This is a genomic window from Pseudomonas sp. MS15a(2019) (assembly GCF_013277805.1).
Lineage (GTDB): Bacteria > Pseudomonadota > Gammaproteobacteria > Pseudomonadales > Pseudomonadaceae > Chryseomonas > Chryseomonas benzopyrenica.
Map to the genome: position 1 here is coordinate 1 of NZ_VBTN01000011.1, position 13,469 is coordinate 13,469.

Consider the following 13,469-nt stretch of genomic DNA (forward strand, 5'->3'; position numbering starts at 1 on the left):
GAGGCGAATCCTACAGCATCCTAAGACGCTGTCAACCCCCTCCGCTTCATTTCGTCATCACCCTGAGGTGAGAGCCAAATGGCGAAGAATCCGTGGACCCCTCGCCCGGTTCAGACCTAAGTGCTTGATTTTCAAGCCGCTTCATCGTCTGCGCCGGAAGTGGGGCGCATTATAGGGGAGTTTCGGAGCAGGTCAACAGCTTATTTTCAAAAAGCCAAAAAAGAAGGGGCTGCTCGCGCAGCCCCTTCTCTTATAGCCCCTTAGGCCCGACCGATACGGCGGTTGCGCCAGAGGGTGGTGAAGGGTCCAGAAACCGCATAGGCCAGGAAACCCAGCAGCAGGACGCGCGGCGGGTCGGTGAAGACCACGGCGAAGACCAGTACGGCGATCAGGATGACCACGAAGGGCACCCGCCCCTTCAGGCCCAGGGTCTTGAAGCTCCAGTACTTGAAGTTGCTGACCATGAGCATGCCGGCAGCAGCGACCATCAGGGCCACCAGCAGGGACAGTTTGGAGCCTTGGATGCCGAAGTCGCTGAAGCACCAGACGGTACCGGCCACCAGGGCAGCCGCGGAAGGACTGGCCAGGCCGATGAAGTAGCGCTTGTCCACCGAACCGATCTGGGTGTTGAAGCGAGCCAGGCGCAAGGCGGCGCCCGCTACATAGATGAAGGCGACGGCCCAGCCGACATTGCCCAGGCCGCTCAGGGCCCACTGGAAGGCCAGGATGGCCGGCGCGACACCAAAGGCGACCATGTCGGAGAGCGAGTCGTACTGTTCGCCGAAGGCACTCTGGGTATTGGTCATGCGGGCGACGCGGCCATCCAGGCCATCGAGGACCATGGCAATGAAGATGGCGGCGGCGGCGGCCGAGAAGCCGGCGGAGGCAATCTCGTACTGCCCCTGGATGAAGGCGGTCTGCGCCGCGACACCCTTGATGATGGAATAAAGGCCGGCAAAGAGCGCCGCGGTGGTGAAGAGATTGGGCAGCAGGTACACGCCACGGCGTCTGATCTTGCGACCCTGGGCGTCCTGCGTCTCCTCGATGTGTTCATCCACGGGGATGAGGCCGTCGGTGTTGGTGTTGGACGGGGTTTCTTCGGGACGCTCGCTCATGGATTTTCCTTGGGCATTACCTGACGGATTGGACTGACCTCTTGAGGATAGGGTTCAGCCTAACCTCCCATGCTAAGGCATTGCCGGGGTCGTGGGCAGTGCAATGAAAAACGCGGCCGAGGCCGCGTCTTTTACCGTTCGTTTCAGGGCAAGCGCCCTGCCCGATCAGTTCTTGGTCTTGTCAACGATCTTGTTCGACGCGATCCAGGGCATCATGGCACGCAGCTTCTCGCCGACCTGCTCGATCGGGTGAGCCGCGTTGTTGCGACGGTAGGCGGTCATGGAGGCGTAGTTGGACGCGCCCTCGGCAACGAACATCTTGGCGTACTCGCCGTTCTGGATGCGCTTGAGCGCATTCTTCATGGCGGCGCGCGACTCGGCGTTGATCACCTCGGGGCCGGTCACGTACTCGCCGTACTCGGCGTTGTTGGAGATCGAGTAGTTCATGTTGGCGATGCCGCCTTCATACATGAGGTCAACGATCAGCTTCAGCTCGTGCAGGCACTCGAAGTAGGCCATTTCCGGTGCGTAGCCGGCTTCGACCAGGGTTTCGAAACCGGCCTTGACCAGCTCGACCGCACCACCGCACAGCACGGCTTGCTCGCCGAACAGGTCGGTTTCGGTCTCGTCCTTGAAGGTGGTTTCGATGATGCCGGTACGGCCGCCGCCGACGCCGCAGGCGTAGGACAGAGCAACGTTCTTGGCATTGCCGGAAGCGTCCTGGTGGACGGCGACCAGATCAGGGATGCCGCCGCCCTTGACGAACTCGGAACGCACGGTGTGACCCGGGGCCTTGGGGGCGATCATGATGACGTCCAGGTCAGCGCGGGGCACGACCTGGTTGTAGTGGATGGCGAAACCGTGGGCGAAGGCCAGGGTGGCGCCCTGCTTCAGGTTCGGCTCGATCTCGTCCTTGTACAGCTTGGACTGGAATTCGTCGGGGGTCAGGATCATGACCACGTCAGCGGCGGCGACGGCGTCCTTGACCGGCTTGACGGTCAGACCATGGGCCTCGGCCTTGGCCACGGTGGCCGAGCCACTGCGCAGACCGACGACGACGTCGACGCCGGAGTCCTTCAGGTTGCAGGCGTGGGCGTGGCCCTGGGAGCCGTAGCCGATGATGGCGACCTTCTTGCCCTGGATGATGGAAAGGTCACAGTCTTTGTCGTAGTAAACGCGCATTGCAGGTTCTCCTGGAAAAGGGGGTATCAGATGCTCAGGGCTTTGTCGCCACGGGAAATTCCGGTCACGCCGCTACGCACCACCTCGAGGATGGACGCGGCACCGATCGCCTGGATGAAGCTGTCGATCTTCTCGCTGGTGCCCGCCAGCTGAATGGTATACACGCTACTGCCGACATCGACGATCTGGCCGCGAAAGATATCGGTGGTGCGCTTGACCTCGGCGCGCTGTGCGCCGGTGGCCTTGACCTTGATCAGCAGGAGTTCGCGCTCGATGTGAGCACTCTCTGACAGGTTGACCAGTTTCACTACCTCGATGAGCTTGTTGAGGTTCTTGGTGATCTGCTCGACCGTCTCTTCCTGGCCGATGGTAGTCAGGGTCAGGCGCGACAGGGTCGGATCCTCGGTCGCGGCGACCGTGAGGCTTTCGATGTTGTAGTTGCGCTGGGAGAACAGGCCGACCACGCGGGACAGGGCGCCGGGCTCGTTTTCCAGCAGCAGGGAGATGATGTGTCTCATGTTCAGGTCCGCTCCGTCTTGCTCAGCCACATGTCGCGCATCGCGCCATCCTTGATCTGCATCGGATAGACGTGTTCGGTGTTGTCCACGGCGATGTCGAGGAAGACCAGGCGATTATTCATGGCGAAGGCCTCGGCCATCATCGGCTTGAGGTCTTCCAGACGCTCGATGCGCATGCCGACGTGGCCATAGGCCTCGGCCAGCTTGACGAAGTCCGGCAGGGATTCCATGTAGGAGTGGGAGTAGCGGCTGCTGTACTGCATGTCCTGCCACTGGCGGACCATGCCCAAGGCGCCATTGTTGAGGCAGACGATCTTCACCGGCAGGTCGTACTGCATGCAGGTGGAGAGCTCCTGGATGTTCATCTGCACGCTGCCTTCGCCGGTGACGCAAGCGACATCGGCGTCCGGGAAGTTGAGCTTGACGCCCATGGCCGCCGGGAAGCCGAAGCCCATGGTGCCGAGGCCGCCGGAGTTGATCCAGCGATTGGGCTTGTCATAGCGGTAGTACTGGGCGGCGAACATCTGGTGCTGGCCGACATCGGAGGTGATGTAGGCATCGCCCGCGGTGACGTCGTACAGGGTCTCGATGACGGTCTGCGGCTTGATGATGCTGCCGTCGCCCTTGTTGTAGGGGAACATCTCGCGGCCGCCGCGCCATTCCTCGATCTGCTTCCACCAGGCGGCCTGGCTTTCGGCATGGGGCTTCTCGCTCAGCTCGCGGACCACGGCGACCATCTCGGCGAGGACGCTGTCGACCGGGCCGACGATGGGCACGTCGGCCTTGATGGTCTTGGAGATCGAAGCCGGGTCGATGTCGACATGGATGATCTTGGCGTTTGGGCAGAAGCGCGTGGCGCCGTTGATGACGCGGTCATCGAAGCGCGCGCCCACGGCGAGGATGACGTCGCTGTGGTGCATGGCCAGGTTGGCCGGGTAGCTGCCGTGCATGCCGAGCATGCCGAGGAACTGGCGGTCGCTGCCCGGATAGCCGCCGAGACCCATCAGGGTGTTGGTGACCGGCAGGTTGAGCAGGCGTGCCAGCTCGGTGAGGGCCGCGGAGGCACCGCCGAGGATGACGCCGCCACCGGCGTAGAGGATGGGACGCTTGGCCGCCACCAGCATCTCGACGGCCTTGCGGATCTGCCCGGAGTGACCACGTTGCGCCGGATTGTAGGAGCGCAGCTTGATCTTCTTCGGATAGACGTACTCGTATTTCTTGGTCGGATCGCCCATGTCCTTGGGAATGTCGACCACCACCGGACCGGGACGGCCGGACTCGGCGAGGTAGAAGGCCTTCTTGAGGACTTCGGGGATCTCGGAGGGGTGCTTGATGATGAAGCTGTGCTTCACGATCGGCCGGGAGATACCGACCATGTCGGTTTCCTGGAAGGCGTCGGTGCCCACCATGTTGCTCGGCACCTGACCGGACAGGACGACCATGGGAATGGAGTCCATGTAGGCGGTGGCGATGCCGGTGATGGCATTGGTCGCACCGGGACCGGAGGTCACCAGGACCACACCGGCCTTGCCGGTGGCACGGGCATAGCCGTCGGCCATGTGGGTGGCGGCCTGCTCGTGGCGAACCAGGATGTGGTTGAGCGCCGGTTCCTTGAACAGGGCGTCGTAGATGTGCAGCAGGGCACCGCCCGGGTACCCGTAGATGTGTTTCACGCCCTCGTCGCGCAAGAAGCGGACGACCATCTCAGCGCCAGTTAATAGCTCCACGTATCACCTCATTCCACGCATGGCGAGCGCCCATCGGTGGACGCTCAAGGTTCGGTTGACTGCAAGGCAGAGCATGGGCGACGGTGGTCACCGACGATTCAGCTGCCTAGAAAGCCTTGTTGGAAGATTCCGATGAATGCTGGAGCTTCCACCCGACGCGAGGTAACGCGGTGCAGGGTATTTGACTGTGGCGGCGCGGGTAGGCACCTCATGGTCTGCCGAGCAGTCAGCTTTGGGCCGACTCGCTACAGCGAACTTTGGATTGTTCGCATTCGTCCGGTGCAAGTCAAGCCGAAAGGTGCAACCGGGCGCAATCGGTCGTCGGCGATCAGCCGTGATGAAAAGGTCGACGTCTCCTCTTATAGTGAAGTCCTGTCCTCTGCCCTTCCAGGATTCTCATGCGCTCGATCTTCTGGCTTTCCGCCCTGGCTTTCGCCTGCAGCCTGTCCGCCCAGGCCGCGCAGGTCTACAAGTGGACCGACGACAAGGGCATCACCCATTTCAGTGCCCAGCCGCCCGAGGGCCAGAAGGCCAAGGAGGTGGACGTGAAGACGGCGCCGCAGATCAATGGCGGGGGCAGCGCGCCCACCTACAAGATGCCCAACGGCACTCAGCAACCGTCGGTGTCCAATGATGCCCAGCAACAGGAACTGGATCGCCGGGTGAAGGCCCAGGTGCGCGAAGAACAGAACAAGCTCAAGGAGCAGTGCGATCAGGCGCGGCAGAATCTGGCGCAACTGCGCAACAACCCGCGCATCCTGGTGCAGTCCGGTCGGGGCGAGACGCGGCGGCTGAGCGAAGAGGAACGTCAGCAGCGCCTGGCCGACACCCAGCTGTCCATCGAGCAGAACTGCGGCAAGTAGCTCAGGCGCTTTCGATGATGCGGTCGAATTCGGCCAGGGACGCGAGCAGGGGCAGGACCGGATCGAGATTGCCCTGATAGACCATCTCGGCCATCGGCCGGATGCCCGAGCGCGCCGGCAGGACCGCATCGCTTTCGATGATCAGCTTCATCCGCGGCACGAAGATCCACTGCAGCCACTGGGCGAAACTCAGGGTATCCACGCAGAAGGGCTCCTGGCTGGCCAGGGCCTCCGCGCTGGGCGCCTGCGCCGACCACCAGCCGAGCAGGCGCAATTCACGTTCGATCTGCAGCAGCTGATCGGCCAGGGCGGGCAGGCGCTCGTCCATCAGGTACCCACCTGGGCCTTCTGCCGGGCCAGAGCGGCCCCGGAGGCATCGCCCTGGGCCTCGCGGGCCTGAGCGATCAGCTGCCAGAGACTGGCCTGCAGGGCCGGCCGCCCGTTGGCATAGGTCAGGGCGCGCCGGGCCAGTTGCTCGCCCTGGGCGGGATCGTTCTGGGCCAGGCGTACCTGGGCCAGGCGATAGAGGACCTGGGGCTCACGCGGAGCGATACGCTGGGCTCGTTCGAGACTCGAAGAAGCGCCGTTGAGATCGCCGCCGCTCTGCTGTTGCTGGGCGGTGGTCAACAGCGCCAGCACCGGGCCATCGAGCTGTTCGTCGGCGGCAAGACCGCCGCCACTGGAGTTACTCGCGGACGGAATTCCGGTCGGCGCCCTGTTGGCCGCTGTGGAACCGTTTTGCGTAGCGGGCGGATAGACCGGCTGCGAATAGCTCGGCTGCACCGGCGCCTGGGCAGGCGGAGCGCTGGGGCTGGACGAGGTGATCAGCGGCGCCGAGGCCGCTGGCGCGGCATAGGTTTCCAGGGGCGCGGAACTGCCGCCCGGTACCATGACGGTCACCCCGGTATCGGCCGGCGCGCTGGGCGCTGCCGCCACCGGGGCCTGGCGTTGCGCCGGCAGAGGTCGGTTGTTGCCTTGGCGATAGAGTTCGCCGTTGGACACCGGACCGCCGGAATCGACCACGGGGATGGCACCACGTTGCGGCGCGGCGCAACCCGCGAGGAGAACACCGGCGATCACCACCGGCCAGACTGCTTTCGTCACCTTGCGACCTCTCAATTCAACCAGCCTTTGACCCAATCCATGACCGGATTGCCCCCGTTGCCGTTCCCGCCCGTGGCGGGCGCGGCCGGTGCGCCACAGGAGGCACCCGGTGGCGGCTCACTGCCGCGAATATAAGGCATCTGCACGGCATTGGGACACGAAGGATCCGTGCCGCGGCCAGTGGTGGCATCGACCCAGGCCTGGGTGATGTTGTCCGGCACCGGCATGTCCAGGGAGACCGGATCGGCGCGGCGCATGAAGTTGCTCCAGACCTGCAGCGCACCGGTGGCACCGGTCAGCGGCGTCTTGCCATTGTCGTCGCGACCCAGCCAGACCACCGCCAGCAGATCCTGGCTGAAGCCGGAGAACCAGCTGTCGCGGGAATCGTTGGTGGTACCGGTCTTGCCCGCCAGATTCACGCTGGTGGGGATCTGGTTGTAGACCGAACGCCCGGTGCCCTCGCGCATGACGCGCTGCATGGCGTACTGCACCAGGTAGATGGCGCCAGTATCGAAGCGCTGCTCGATCTGGAAGGGATAGCGTTTGAGCGGCTCGCCATTGGCATCGAGCACGCTGCGGATACTGCGCAACGGCGTATTGAAGCCACCATTAGCCAACGTCTGGTACATCGTCGCCACTTCCATGGGCGTCAGAGCGCCGGCCCCGAGCAGGGTCGCCGGATAGGGCGGCAGGGCGCGACTCACGCCCAGCCGCTCGACGGTCTTGAGCACCTCGGGCAGCCCGAGGTCCAGGCCCAGGCGTGCCGTGGAAAGGTTGTAGGAATGCGCCAGCCCCTGGTAGAGAAAGATGGTGCCGTGTGCCTTGTGCTCGTAGTTCTGTGGCCGCCAGACCTGGCCGTCGGCGCCCTTGACCGAGAAGGGCTCGTCCTGGATCAGGGTGGTCAGGGTGTACTTGCTGGGGCGCTCCAGGGCGGTGAGATAGACCGCCGGCTTGATCAGCGAACCCACCTGGCGCACCGCATCGAGGGCGCGGTTGTAGCCAGCGAAGCGCGGATCGCGCCCGCCCAGCAGCGCCTGGACTTCACCGGTTTCCGGATTGGTCACCACCATGGCCGACTCGACGTTTTCCGCACCCTTGCGGCCGTCGATGCGCTTCATGGTCTCGCCCATGGCCGCCTCGGCCTTGGTCTGCAGGATGGGGTCGAAGCTGGTGAAGATGCGCAGCCCTTCTTCGGTGAGGTCTTCGTCGCGGTAGTCCTGCTTGAGCTGACGCTTGACCAGGTCGACGAAGGCCGGGAAGGAGCTGTTGGTCAAGCTGCCGGCCTTGGTGATGCCCAGCGGGCGCGCCTTGGCGGCCTCGGCCTCGGTGGCGCTGACCACGCCCTGCTCGGCCATGAGGTCGAGTACCAGGTTGCGGCGGGTCATGGCGCGCTCGGGGTAGCGGCGCGGGTTGTAGTAGGACGGGCCCTTCACCAGGCCGACCAGCAGGGCGACCTGATGCAGTTTCAGTTCGCTGAAGGGCTGGCCGAAGAAGTACTGGGCCGCCAGGCCGAAGCCGTGGATGGCCCGCGAGCCGTCCTGACCGAGGAACACCTCGTTGAGATAGGCCTCGAGGATCTCCTGTTTGCTGTAGTGCAGTTCCAGGAGCAGCGCCATCAGGGCTTCGGTGCCCTTGCGGGTGATGCTGCGCTCGTTGGTGAGGTAGAAGTTCTTGACCAGCTGCTGGGTCAGGGTACTGCCGCCCTGGCGCACCTGGCCGCTGGTGGCATTGACCCAGACCGCCCGGGCGATGGACTTGGGCGAGACGCCATGGTGATGCCAGAACTCGCGGTCCTCGACGGCCACCAGGCCATCGACCAGATGCGGTGGCGCCTGGTCGAGCTTGATGAGGATGCGATCCTCGTTATGCGCCGGATAGATGCCACCGATCATCAGCGGTTCGAGGCGGGCCACGGCGAGATTGCTGCCATCCAGGGCGCTGATGCCGGAGACGGTGCCACCGGCGAAACGCACGCGGATCGCCCGGGCCGGCTCGACGCCTTCGTAGAACTGGAAGCCGCGGGTGTTCAGCTCGACCGTGGAGGCACCCACGGAAACGCTGCCAGGGCCATCCACGGTCTTTTCGCGGCGATAGCCGAGGGCATCGAGTTCGGTGAGGAAGTCGTCACGGCTGAGCTTGACGCCGTTGAACAACTCCAGCGGCCGGGCATAGACCTTGGCCGGAATGGTCCAGCGCTTGCCGGAGAATTTTTCCTGGACCACGGCATCCAGATAGATGCATACGCCAGCCAGGGCTACCAGCGCGACCAGACCAAGCTTGACTGCCCAGCCGGACAGGCGGCGCCAGTCAAAGGTCTTGCGCTTGCGGGAACGAGAGGATCGGGGTCGCTTCATGGCGGCGCATTATACGCACTTGCCCGGTGGCCGACAGCGGCGCGCCAGCGCTTCGTCAGCTGGGGTTCAAGGACGCCCCTTCCCGGTGTCGCGGCTTGCGCAGGCAGCCCTGGCAGCGATAATGCCGCCATCCATTCCCTACAAGGACCGCCCGTGAGCCAGCTCCTGATTTCCGCCCTGCAGAACCCGGCGCTCTATCCCCATCCCACCTCGGCGTTCCGGGTCATCGAAACCCATATTTCCTGGGTCGTGCTGACCGGCGAGGTCGCCTACAAGATCAAGAAGCCGGTGAATTTCGGCTTCCTCGACTTCACTGACCTAGAGGCCCGCGGCCACTTCTGCCGCGAGGAGCTGCGACTCAATCAGCGTCTGACCCGCGACCTCTATCAGGACGTGGTGGCCATCACCGGCAGCGAAGGCGCCCCCGAACTGGGCGGCAGCGGTCCGGTCATCGAATACGCCCTGCGCATGCGCGAATTCCCGCAAAGCCAGTTGCTCAGCGAGGTGCAGCAGCGCGGCGAACTGACCCAGGCGCACATCGACGCCCTGGCCGCTCAGATCGCCCGCTTCCACCTGTCGGCGCCCCAGGTGGCGACCACGCATCCGCTGTGCACCCCGGACGCCGCCATGGCGCCGGTACGGCAGAATTTCGAGCAGATCCGCGCCATGCTCAACGAGGCGGCCGATCTCAAGCAGCTCGACCAGCTCGAAGCCTGGGCCGAAGCCAGCTACGCGCGCCTGCTGCCGCTGTTCGAGGCCCGCTGCCGGGACGGCTTCATCCGCGAATGCCACGGCGACATCCACCTGGCCAACGCCACCTTGCTCGATGGCGAGGTGGTGCTGTTCGACTGCATCGAGTTCAACGAGCCCTTCCGCCTGACCGACACCATGGGCGATGCCGGCTTCCTGGCCATGGACCTGGAAGACCGCGGACTTGTGGCGCTGAGCAACAGATTCGTCAACGCCTACTTCGAGGCGACCGGCGACTACAGCGGCCTCGCCCTGCTCGACTTCTATAAGGCCTACCGCGCCATGGTGCGCGCCAAGATCGCCCTCTTCCGCCTGGGCCAGGCCGAGGAGCCGGCACTGCGGGCCGAGATCCTCGCCAGCTATCGCAGCTACACCGCGCTGGCCGAGGGCTACACCCAGGTGCCCCAGCCCTTCGCGGCGGTGATGCACGGCGTCTCGGGCATTGGCAAGAGCACCGTGGCCCTGGCCCTGGTCGAGGCGCTTGGCGCCATTCGCCTGAGATCCGATGTCGAGCGCCAGCGTCTCTATGCCGACAGCGACGAGGCCACCCGCTACAGCGCGGCGGCCGGCGAAGCCACCTATGCGCGGCTGCACGAGATCGGCGCCCAGGTACTGGCGGCCGGCTATCCGCTGGTGCTCGACGCCACCTACCTCAAGCAGGGCCAGCGTACCGCGGCCCAGGCACTCGCCGAGGCCCAGGCCGCGCCCCTGCTGATCATCGACTGCCAGGCGGACGATGAACTCATCGCCCGCTGGCTGCAGGAGCGCCAGGCCGAGGGAACCGATCCTTCCGAAGCCACCCTCGCGGTGGTGGCGGCCCAGCGCCAAGCCCAGGATCCGCTCGAACCAGCCGAGCAGGATCGCGCGCTGGTGGTGGAGCTGGGACGCGCCGGGCAACTGGAGGCCTTGCCGGCTCGCCTGCTGCGCCGACTGGGTCGCGCCCAGGCCTGACCACGACCTCCTGGGGGGCAGAACAAGCGTTCCGTCACAGCCCGTGGAGTTGTGGATTTACGGTCGCCGACGAGCGGCTTATCGTGCGACCCACGTCACAACCTCTGCGTAACAAGAAGGAATTGGCACCATGTACCTCATCGGCGATCAGCCTCCCTATGTCGATCAATTGCGTCAGGCGCTGCAGGCCATTCCGGCGCAATTGGTCAGTGGTGTGGCGCCGAGTCGGCAGCCGCTGCAGCTGACTCCCGCCGCCCTGTTGCAGGACTGGATGCGCAACGACGAGGTCTATCTGATCCAGCGTGGCCCGTTGCGGGTGGTCCTGGATCAGCGGGCGCTATTCCAGCTTGGCGAAGGCGACCTGATCGGCCTCGGGCGCACCCTGGATCTGCCGATCCTCAATTACGAGAGCGAGGCCGACGTCCTGGTGCTGCCCTATGACCGCGAGACCTTTCTCGCGGCGGCGACCGCCACCCCGGCTCAGCGCGATGCCCTGCTGAGGTACCTGCTGGGCCAGCAATCGCTGCTGGCGCAGGCGCTGATCCGCCTCAAGCCGCCGGTCACCCAGCCGGCCACCGGCTTCCGGCGCTATGCCGCCGGCGAGGTCATCATCCGCCAGGGCGATTCCGCCGAGCATGTCTTCGTCATCACCGAAGGACATGCCGAGGCCTGGGTGGACGGCTGCAAGGTCGGCGAGGTCTGCCAGGACGAGATCGTCGGAGCCCTGGCGGTCTTCACCCATACGCCGCGCACCGCCAGCGTGATCGCCAAGACGGTCTGCACCGTGCTGGTGATTCCCCAGGATCAGTTCGTCTCGCTGATGGAGACCACCCCACGCATCGCCCACAGCCTGATCGAGAACATGGCGCGCCATATCGACACGCTGAACAAGGAAGTGACCCGCCTGCGCAGCGTCTCGGAGCGGCCAATCGCCAGTAATTAAGAAATATTCTCGAATACGCTTGACGATGAAATGAGAATTGTTATTATTCAACTCAGCCGGTCGCGAGATCGGTCGATAACAGAAAGTCCAGCAGTGGTCTTTCGGGTTATCTCCTCATCAGGCTAATCACGGTTTTGGACCCGGCTCTGCCGGGTCTTTTTTTGCCTGAAATCTGGCGCTAGCGCCGATCCAGCAAGGCCGGCACCGGATCAGCCCGTTGCTCTTCCCCCAGGACATAGGCCGCCTGCAACTGCCGGGCAGCTCGCGCTGCACTGTCAGCGTCACGGGCATGAATCAGGCCCAGGGGCCGATTCTCGTCCACCCGCTCACCTGGCAGCGCCAGGCCGGCCAGGCCCACCGCGGGATTCACTTCATCTTCCGGACGTTGCCGCCCGCCACCCAGCTCGACGACCAGCAAGCCAAGGGCGCGGGTATCGACCTGCTGCACCCAGCCCGGGCGTGCCGGATGGACGGCGCGTACCTCTTGAGCCCGGGGCAGATGCTGCCAGGGCCGCTCGGTCAAGTCGGACGGGCCGCCCAGGGCCAGGTTCATCGCGGCGAAACGCGCCAGGGCGGCGCCGCTCTGCCAGGCCTCCAGCACCAGGCGCTCGGCGGTGGCGGCATCCCTGGCCAGTCCGGCCAGTTGCAGCGTCTCCTCGGCCAGGGCCTGAATCACCTGCCAGAGTCGTTCGCTGCGCACCTCGCCGGCCAGCAGGGCGATGGCCTCCTCCACTTCCAAGGCATTGCCGGCGCTGCGCGCCAGGGGCTGACTCATGTCAGTGATCAGGGAGCGGGTACGCACCCCCGCGGCCTCGGCGACCTCGACCAGGCTATCGGCCAGACGCAGGGCCGCTTCCCTCCCGGCCATGAAGGCGCCGCCGCCGGTCTTGACGTCCATCACCAGCACGTCCAGGCCGGCAGCCAGTTTCTTGGCCAGGATGGAGGCGGTGATCAGGTCCACCGATTCCACCGTGGCGGTGACATCGCGGATGGCATAGAGGCGGCGATCGGCCGGGGCCAGATCGGCGTCCGGACCGACGATGGCGCAACCCACCTCGGCCACCACCTGGCGAAAGCGCGCCAGGCCAGGACGGATACGATAGCCGGGGATGCTCTCCAGCTTGTCCAGGGTGCCGCCGGTATGGCCCAGGCCGCGCCCGGAGATCATCGGCACATGGCAGCCACAGGCGGCGAGCAGCGGCGCTAGCACCAGGCTGGTGAGATCGCCCACGCCGCCGGTGGAATGCTTGTCCACCACCGGCCCCGGCAGGTCCCAGTGCAGCACCTGGCCGCTGTCGCGCATGGCCAGGGTCAGGGCGGTGCGCTCGGCAGCGGTCATGCCGCGCAACAGGGTAGCCATGGCGAAGGCGGCGATCTGGCCTTCGCTGAGGCTGTCATCGGCGATGCCGCCGACCAGACGCCGGATATCCGTAGCGGACAGCTCCAGGCCATCGCGCTTCTGGCGGATCACTTCCTGGGCGAGCCACATGGGCGGACTCCTTAGAAGTCGTCGAAGGCGCCGGGCAGCAGCTCGGCCAGGGTCCAGGTCCGGGTACGGCCGGGCTCACTGCCGCTGCAGACGATGGTCGCGTCGGGCGCCATCAGTTCCAGCAACACCTGGCGGCAGGCGCCGCAGGGACTGATCAGGGGCACGCCCGGCGCATGGATGGCCATGGCCGTGAAGCTGCGCGGCGGCAGGCCCTGGCTGACGGCAGCGAACAGGGCGCTGCGCTCGGCGCAGTTGGTCAGGCCATAGGAGATGTTTTCCACGTTGCAGCCATGGACGACCGCACCTTCGGCGGTCAGCAGGGCGGCGCCCACGGGGAAGTCGGAATGCGGGCAATAGGCGCGCTGGGAGGCGGTGACGGCTTCGGCCAGCAGGTGTTCGAGGGTTGCAGCAGGGACAGCGGACATCGGGAGTACCTCGGAAAACGAAAGGAGCGAGCTGAGTCTAGCCCGGTC

General features: G+C 65.2%; 12 protein-coding genes. 3 read left to right on the forward strand and 9 right to left on the reverse strand.

What is annotated here, in order from left to right:
* Window positions 1-260: 260 nt before the first annotated feature.
* From pssA to FEZ61_RS17160, 4 genes are all read right to left on the reverse strand, one after another.
* Window positions 261-1,115 carry a CDP-diacylglycerol--serine O-phosphatidyltransferase gene (gene pssA / locus FEZ61_RS17145; RefSeq protein ID WP_017638575.1) on the reverse strand — a complete coding sequence of 285 codons (855 nt, stop codon included), beginning with the start codon at window positions 1,113-1,115 and terminating at the stop codon, window positions 261-263.
* A 165-nt stretch (window positions 1,116-1,280) separates the two neighbouring features.
* Window positions 1,281-2,297: a ketol-acid reductoisomerase gene (gene ilvC, locus FEZ61_RS17150; RefSeq protein WP_017638576.1), complete on the reverse strand. Its 1,017-nt coding sequence runs from the start codon at window positions 2,295-2,297 to the stop codon at window positions 1,281-1,283.
* Window positions 2,298-2,323: 26 nt separating this feature from the next.
* Window positions 2,324-2,815 carry an acetolactate synthase small subunit gene (gene ilvN / locus FEZ61_RS17155; RefSeq protein WP_007159690.1) on the reverse strand — a complete coding sequence of 164 codons (492 nt, stop codon included), beginning with the start codon at window positions 2,813-2,815 and terminating at the stop codon, window positions 2,324-2,326.
* A 2-nt stretch (window positions 2,816-2,817) separates the two neighbouring features.
* Complete coding sequence (locus FEZ61_RS17160) at window positions 2,818-4,542, reverse strand: acetolactate synthase 3 large subunit (RefSeq protein WP_173149668.1); 1,725 nt, start codon at window positions 4,540-4,542, stop codon at window positions 2,818-2,820.
* A gap of 398 nt (window positions 4,543-4,940) precedes the next feature.
* Between FEZ61_RS17160 and FEZ61_RS17165 the strand changes: the two genes are divergently transcribed.
* On the forward strand, window positions 4,941-5,405 hold the full coding sequence (locus tag FEZ61_RS17165) for a DUF4124 domain-containing protein (protein WP_017638578.1): 465 nt from the start codon (window positions 4,941-4,943) through the stop codon (window positions 5,403-5,405).
* Between the two features lies 1 nt (window position 5,406).
* Here FEZ61_RS17165 and FEZ61_RS17170 read toward each other — a convergent pair whose 3' ends face one another.
* Genes FEZ61_RS17170 through mrcB form a run of 3 tightly spaced genes read right to left on the reverse strand, consistent with a single transcriptional unit; the run spans window position 5,407 to window position 8,863 of the window.
* Window positions 5,407-5,733 (reverse strand): YqcC family protein, encoded by a 327-nt coding sequence (locus FEZ61_RS17170; protein WP_007159693.1) that lies wholly within the window; start codon window positions 5,731-5,733, stop codon window positions 5,407-5,409.
* On the reverse strand, window positions 5,733-6,509 hold the full coding sequence (locus FEZ61_RS17175; protein ID WP_051226120.1) for a hypothetical protein: 777 nt from the start codon (window positions 6,507-6,509) through the stop codon (window positions 5,733-5,735). Before FEZ61_RS17175 ends, FEZ61_RS17170 begins: the two co-directional genes overlap by 1 nt.
* A gap of 11 nt (window positions 6,510-6,520) precedes the next feature.
* Window positions 6,521-8,863 carry a penicillin-binding protein 1B gene (mrcB, locus tag FEZ61_RS17180; protein ID WP_173149670.1) on the reverse strand — a complete coding sequence of 781 codons (2,343 nt, stop codon included), beginning with the start codon at window positions 8,861-8,863 and terminating at the stop codon, window positions 6,521-6,523.
* A 153-nt stretch (window positions 8,864-9,016) separates the two neighbouring features.
* On the opposite strand from mrcB, the gene FEZ61_RS17185 reads away from it, so the two are divergent.
* Both FEZ61_RS17185 and FEZ61_RS17190 read left to right on the forward strand, forming a co-directional pair.
* Window positions 9,017-10,564 (forward strand): AAA family ATPase, encoded by a 1,548-nt coding sequence (locus FEZ61_RS17185; RefSeq protein ID WP_173149672.1) that lies wholly within the window; start codon window positions 9,017-9,019, stop codon window positions 10,562-10,564.
* A 130-nt stretch (window positions 10,565-10,694) separates the two neighbouring features.
* Window positions 10,695-11,507 (forward strand): cyclic nucleotide-binding domain-containing protein, encoded by an 813-nt coding sequence (locus tag FEZ61_RS17190; RefSeq protein WP_173149674.1) that lies wholly within the window; start codon window positions 10,695-10,697, stop codon window positions 11,505-11,507.
* Window positions 11,508-11,685: 178 nt separating this feature from the next.
* On the opposite strand, the gene deoA is transcribed toward FEZ61_RS17190, so the two are convergent.
* Window positions 11,686-12,996 carry a thymidine phosphorylase gene (gene deoA / locus FEZ61_RS17195; protein ID WP_173149676.1) on the reverse strand — a complete coding sequence of 437 codons (1,311 nt, stop codon included), beginning with the start codon at window positions 12,994-12,996 and terminating at the stop codon, window positions 11,686-11,688.
* A gap of 11 nt (window positions 12,997-13,007) precedes the next feature.
* On the reverse strand, window positions 13,008-13,421 hold the full coding sequence (locus FEZ61_RS17200; RefSeq protein WP_173149678.1) for a cytidine deaminase: 414 nt from the start codon (window positions 13,419-13,421) through the stop codon (window positions 13,008-13,010).
* Window positions 13,422-13,469: the final 48 nt, after the last annotated feature.

Coding starts and splice junctions, on each gene's coding strand:
- pssA (WP_017638575.1), bottom strand. CDS start 1,115: ATGAGCGAGCGTCCCGAAGAAACCCCGTCCAACACCAACACCGACGGC.
- ilvC (WP_017638576.1), bottom strand. CDS start 2,297: ATGCGCGTTTACTACGACAAAGACTGTGACCTTTCCATCATCCAGGGC.
- ilvN (WP_007159690.1), bottom strand. CDS start 2,815: ATGAGACACATCATCTCCCTGCTGCTGGAAAACGAGCCCGGCGCCCTG.
- FEZ61_RS17165 (WP_017638578.1), top strand. CDS start 4,941: ATGCGCTCGATCTTCTGGCTTTCCGCCCTGGCTTTCGCCTGCAGCCTG.
- FEZ61_RS17170 (WP_007159693.1), bottom strand. CDS start 5,733: ATGGACGAGCGCCTGCCCGCCCTGGCCGATCAGCTGCTGCAGATCGAA.
- mrcB (WP_173149670.1), bottom strand. CDS start 8,863: ATGAAGCGACCCCGATCCTCTCGTTCCCGCAAGCGCAAGACCTTTGAC.
- FEZ61_RS17190 (WP_173149674.1), top strand. CDS start 10,695: ATGTACCTCATCGGCGATCAGCCTCCCTATGTCGATCAATTGCGTCAG.
- deoA (WP_173149676.1), bottom strand. CDS start 12,996: ATGTGGCTCGCCCAGGAAGTGATCCGCCAGAAGCGCGATGGCCTGGAG.
- FEZ61_RS17200 (WP_173149678.1), bottom strand. CDS start 13,421: ATGTCCGCTGTCCCTGCTGCAACCCTCGAACACCTGCTGGCCGAAGCC.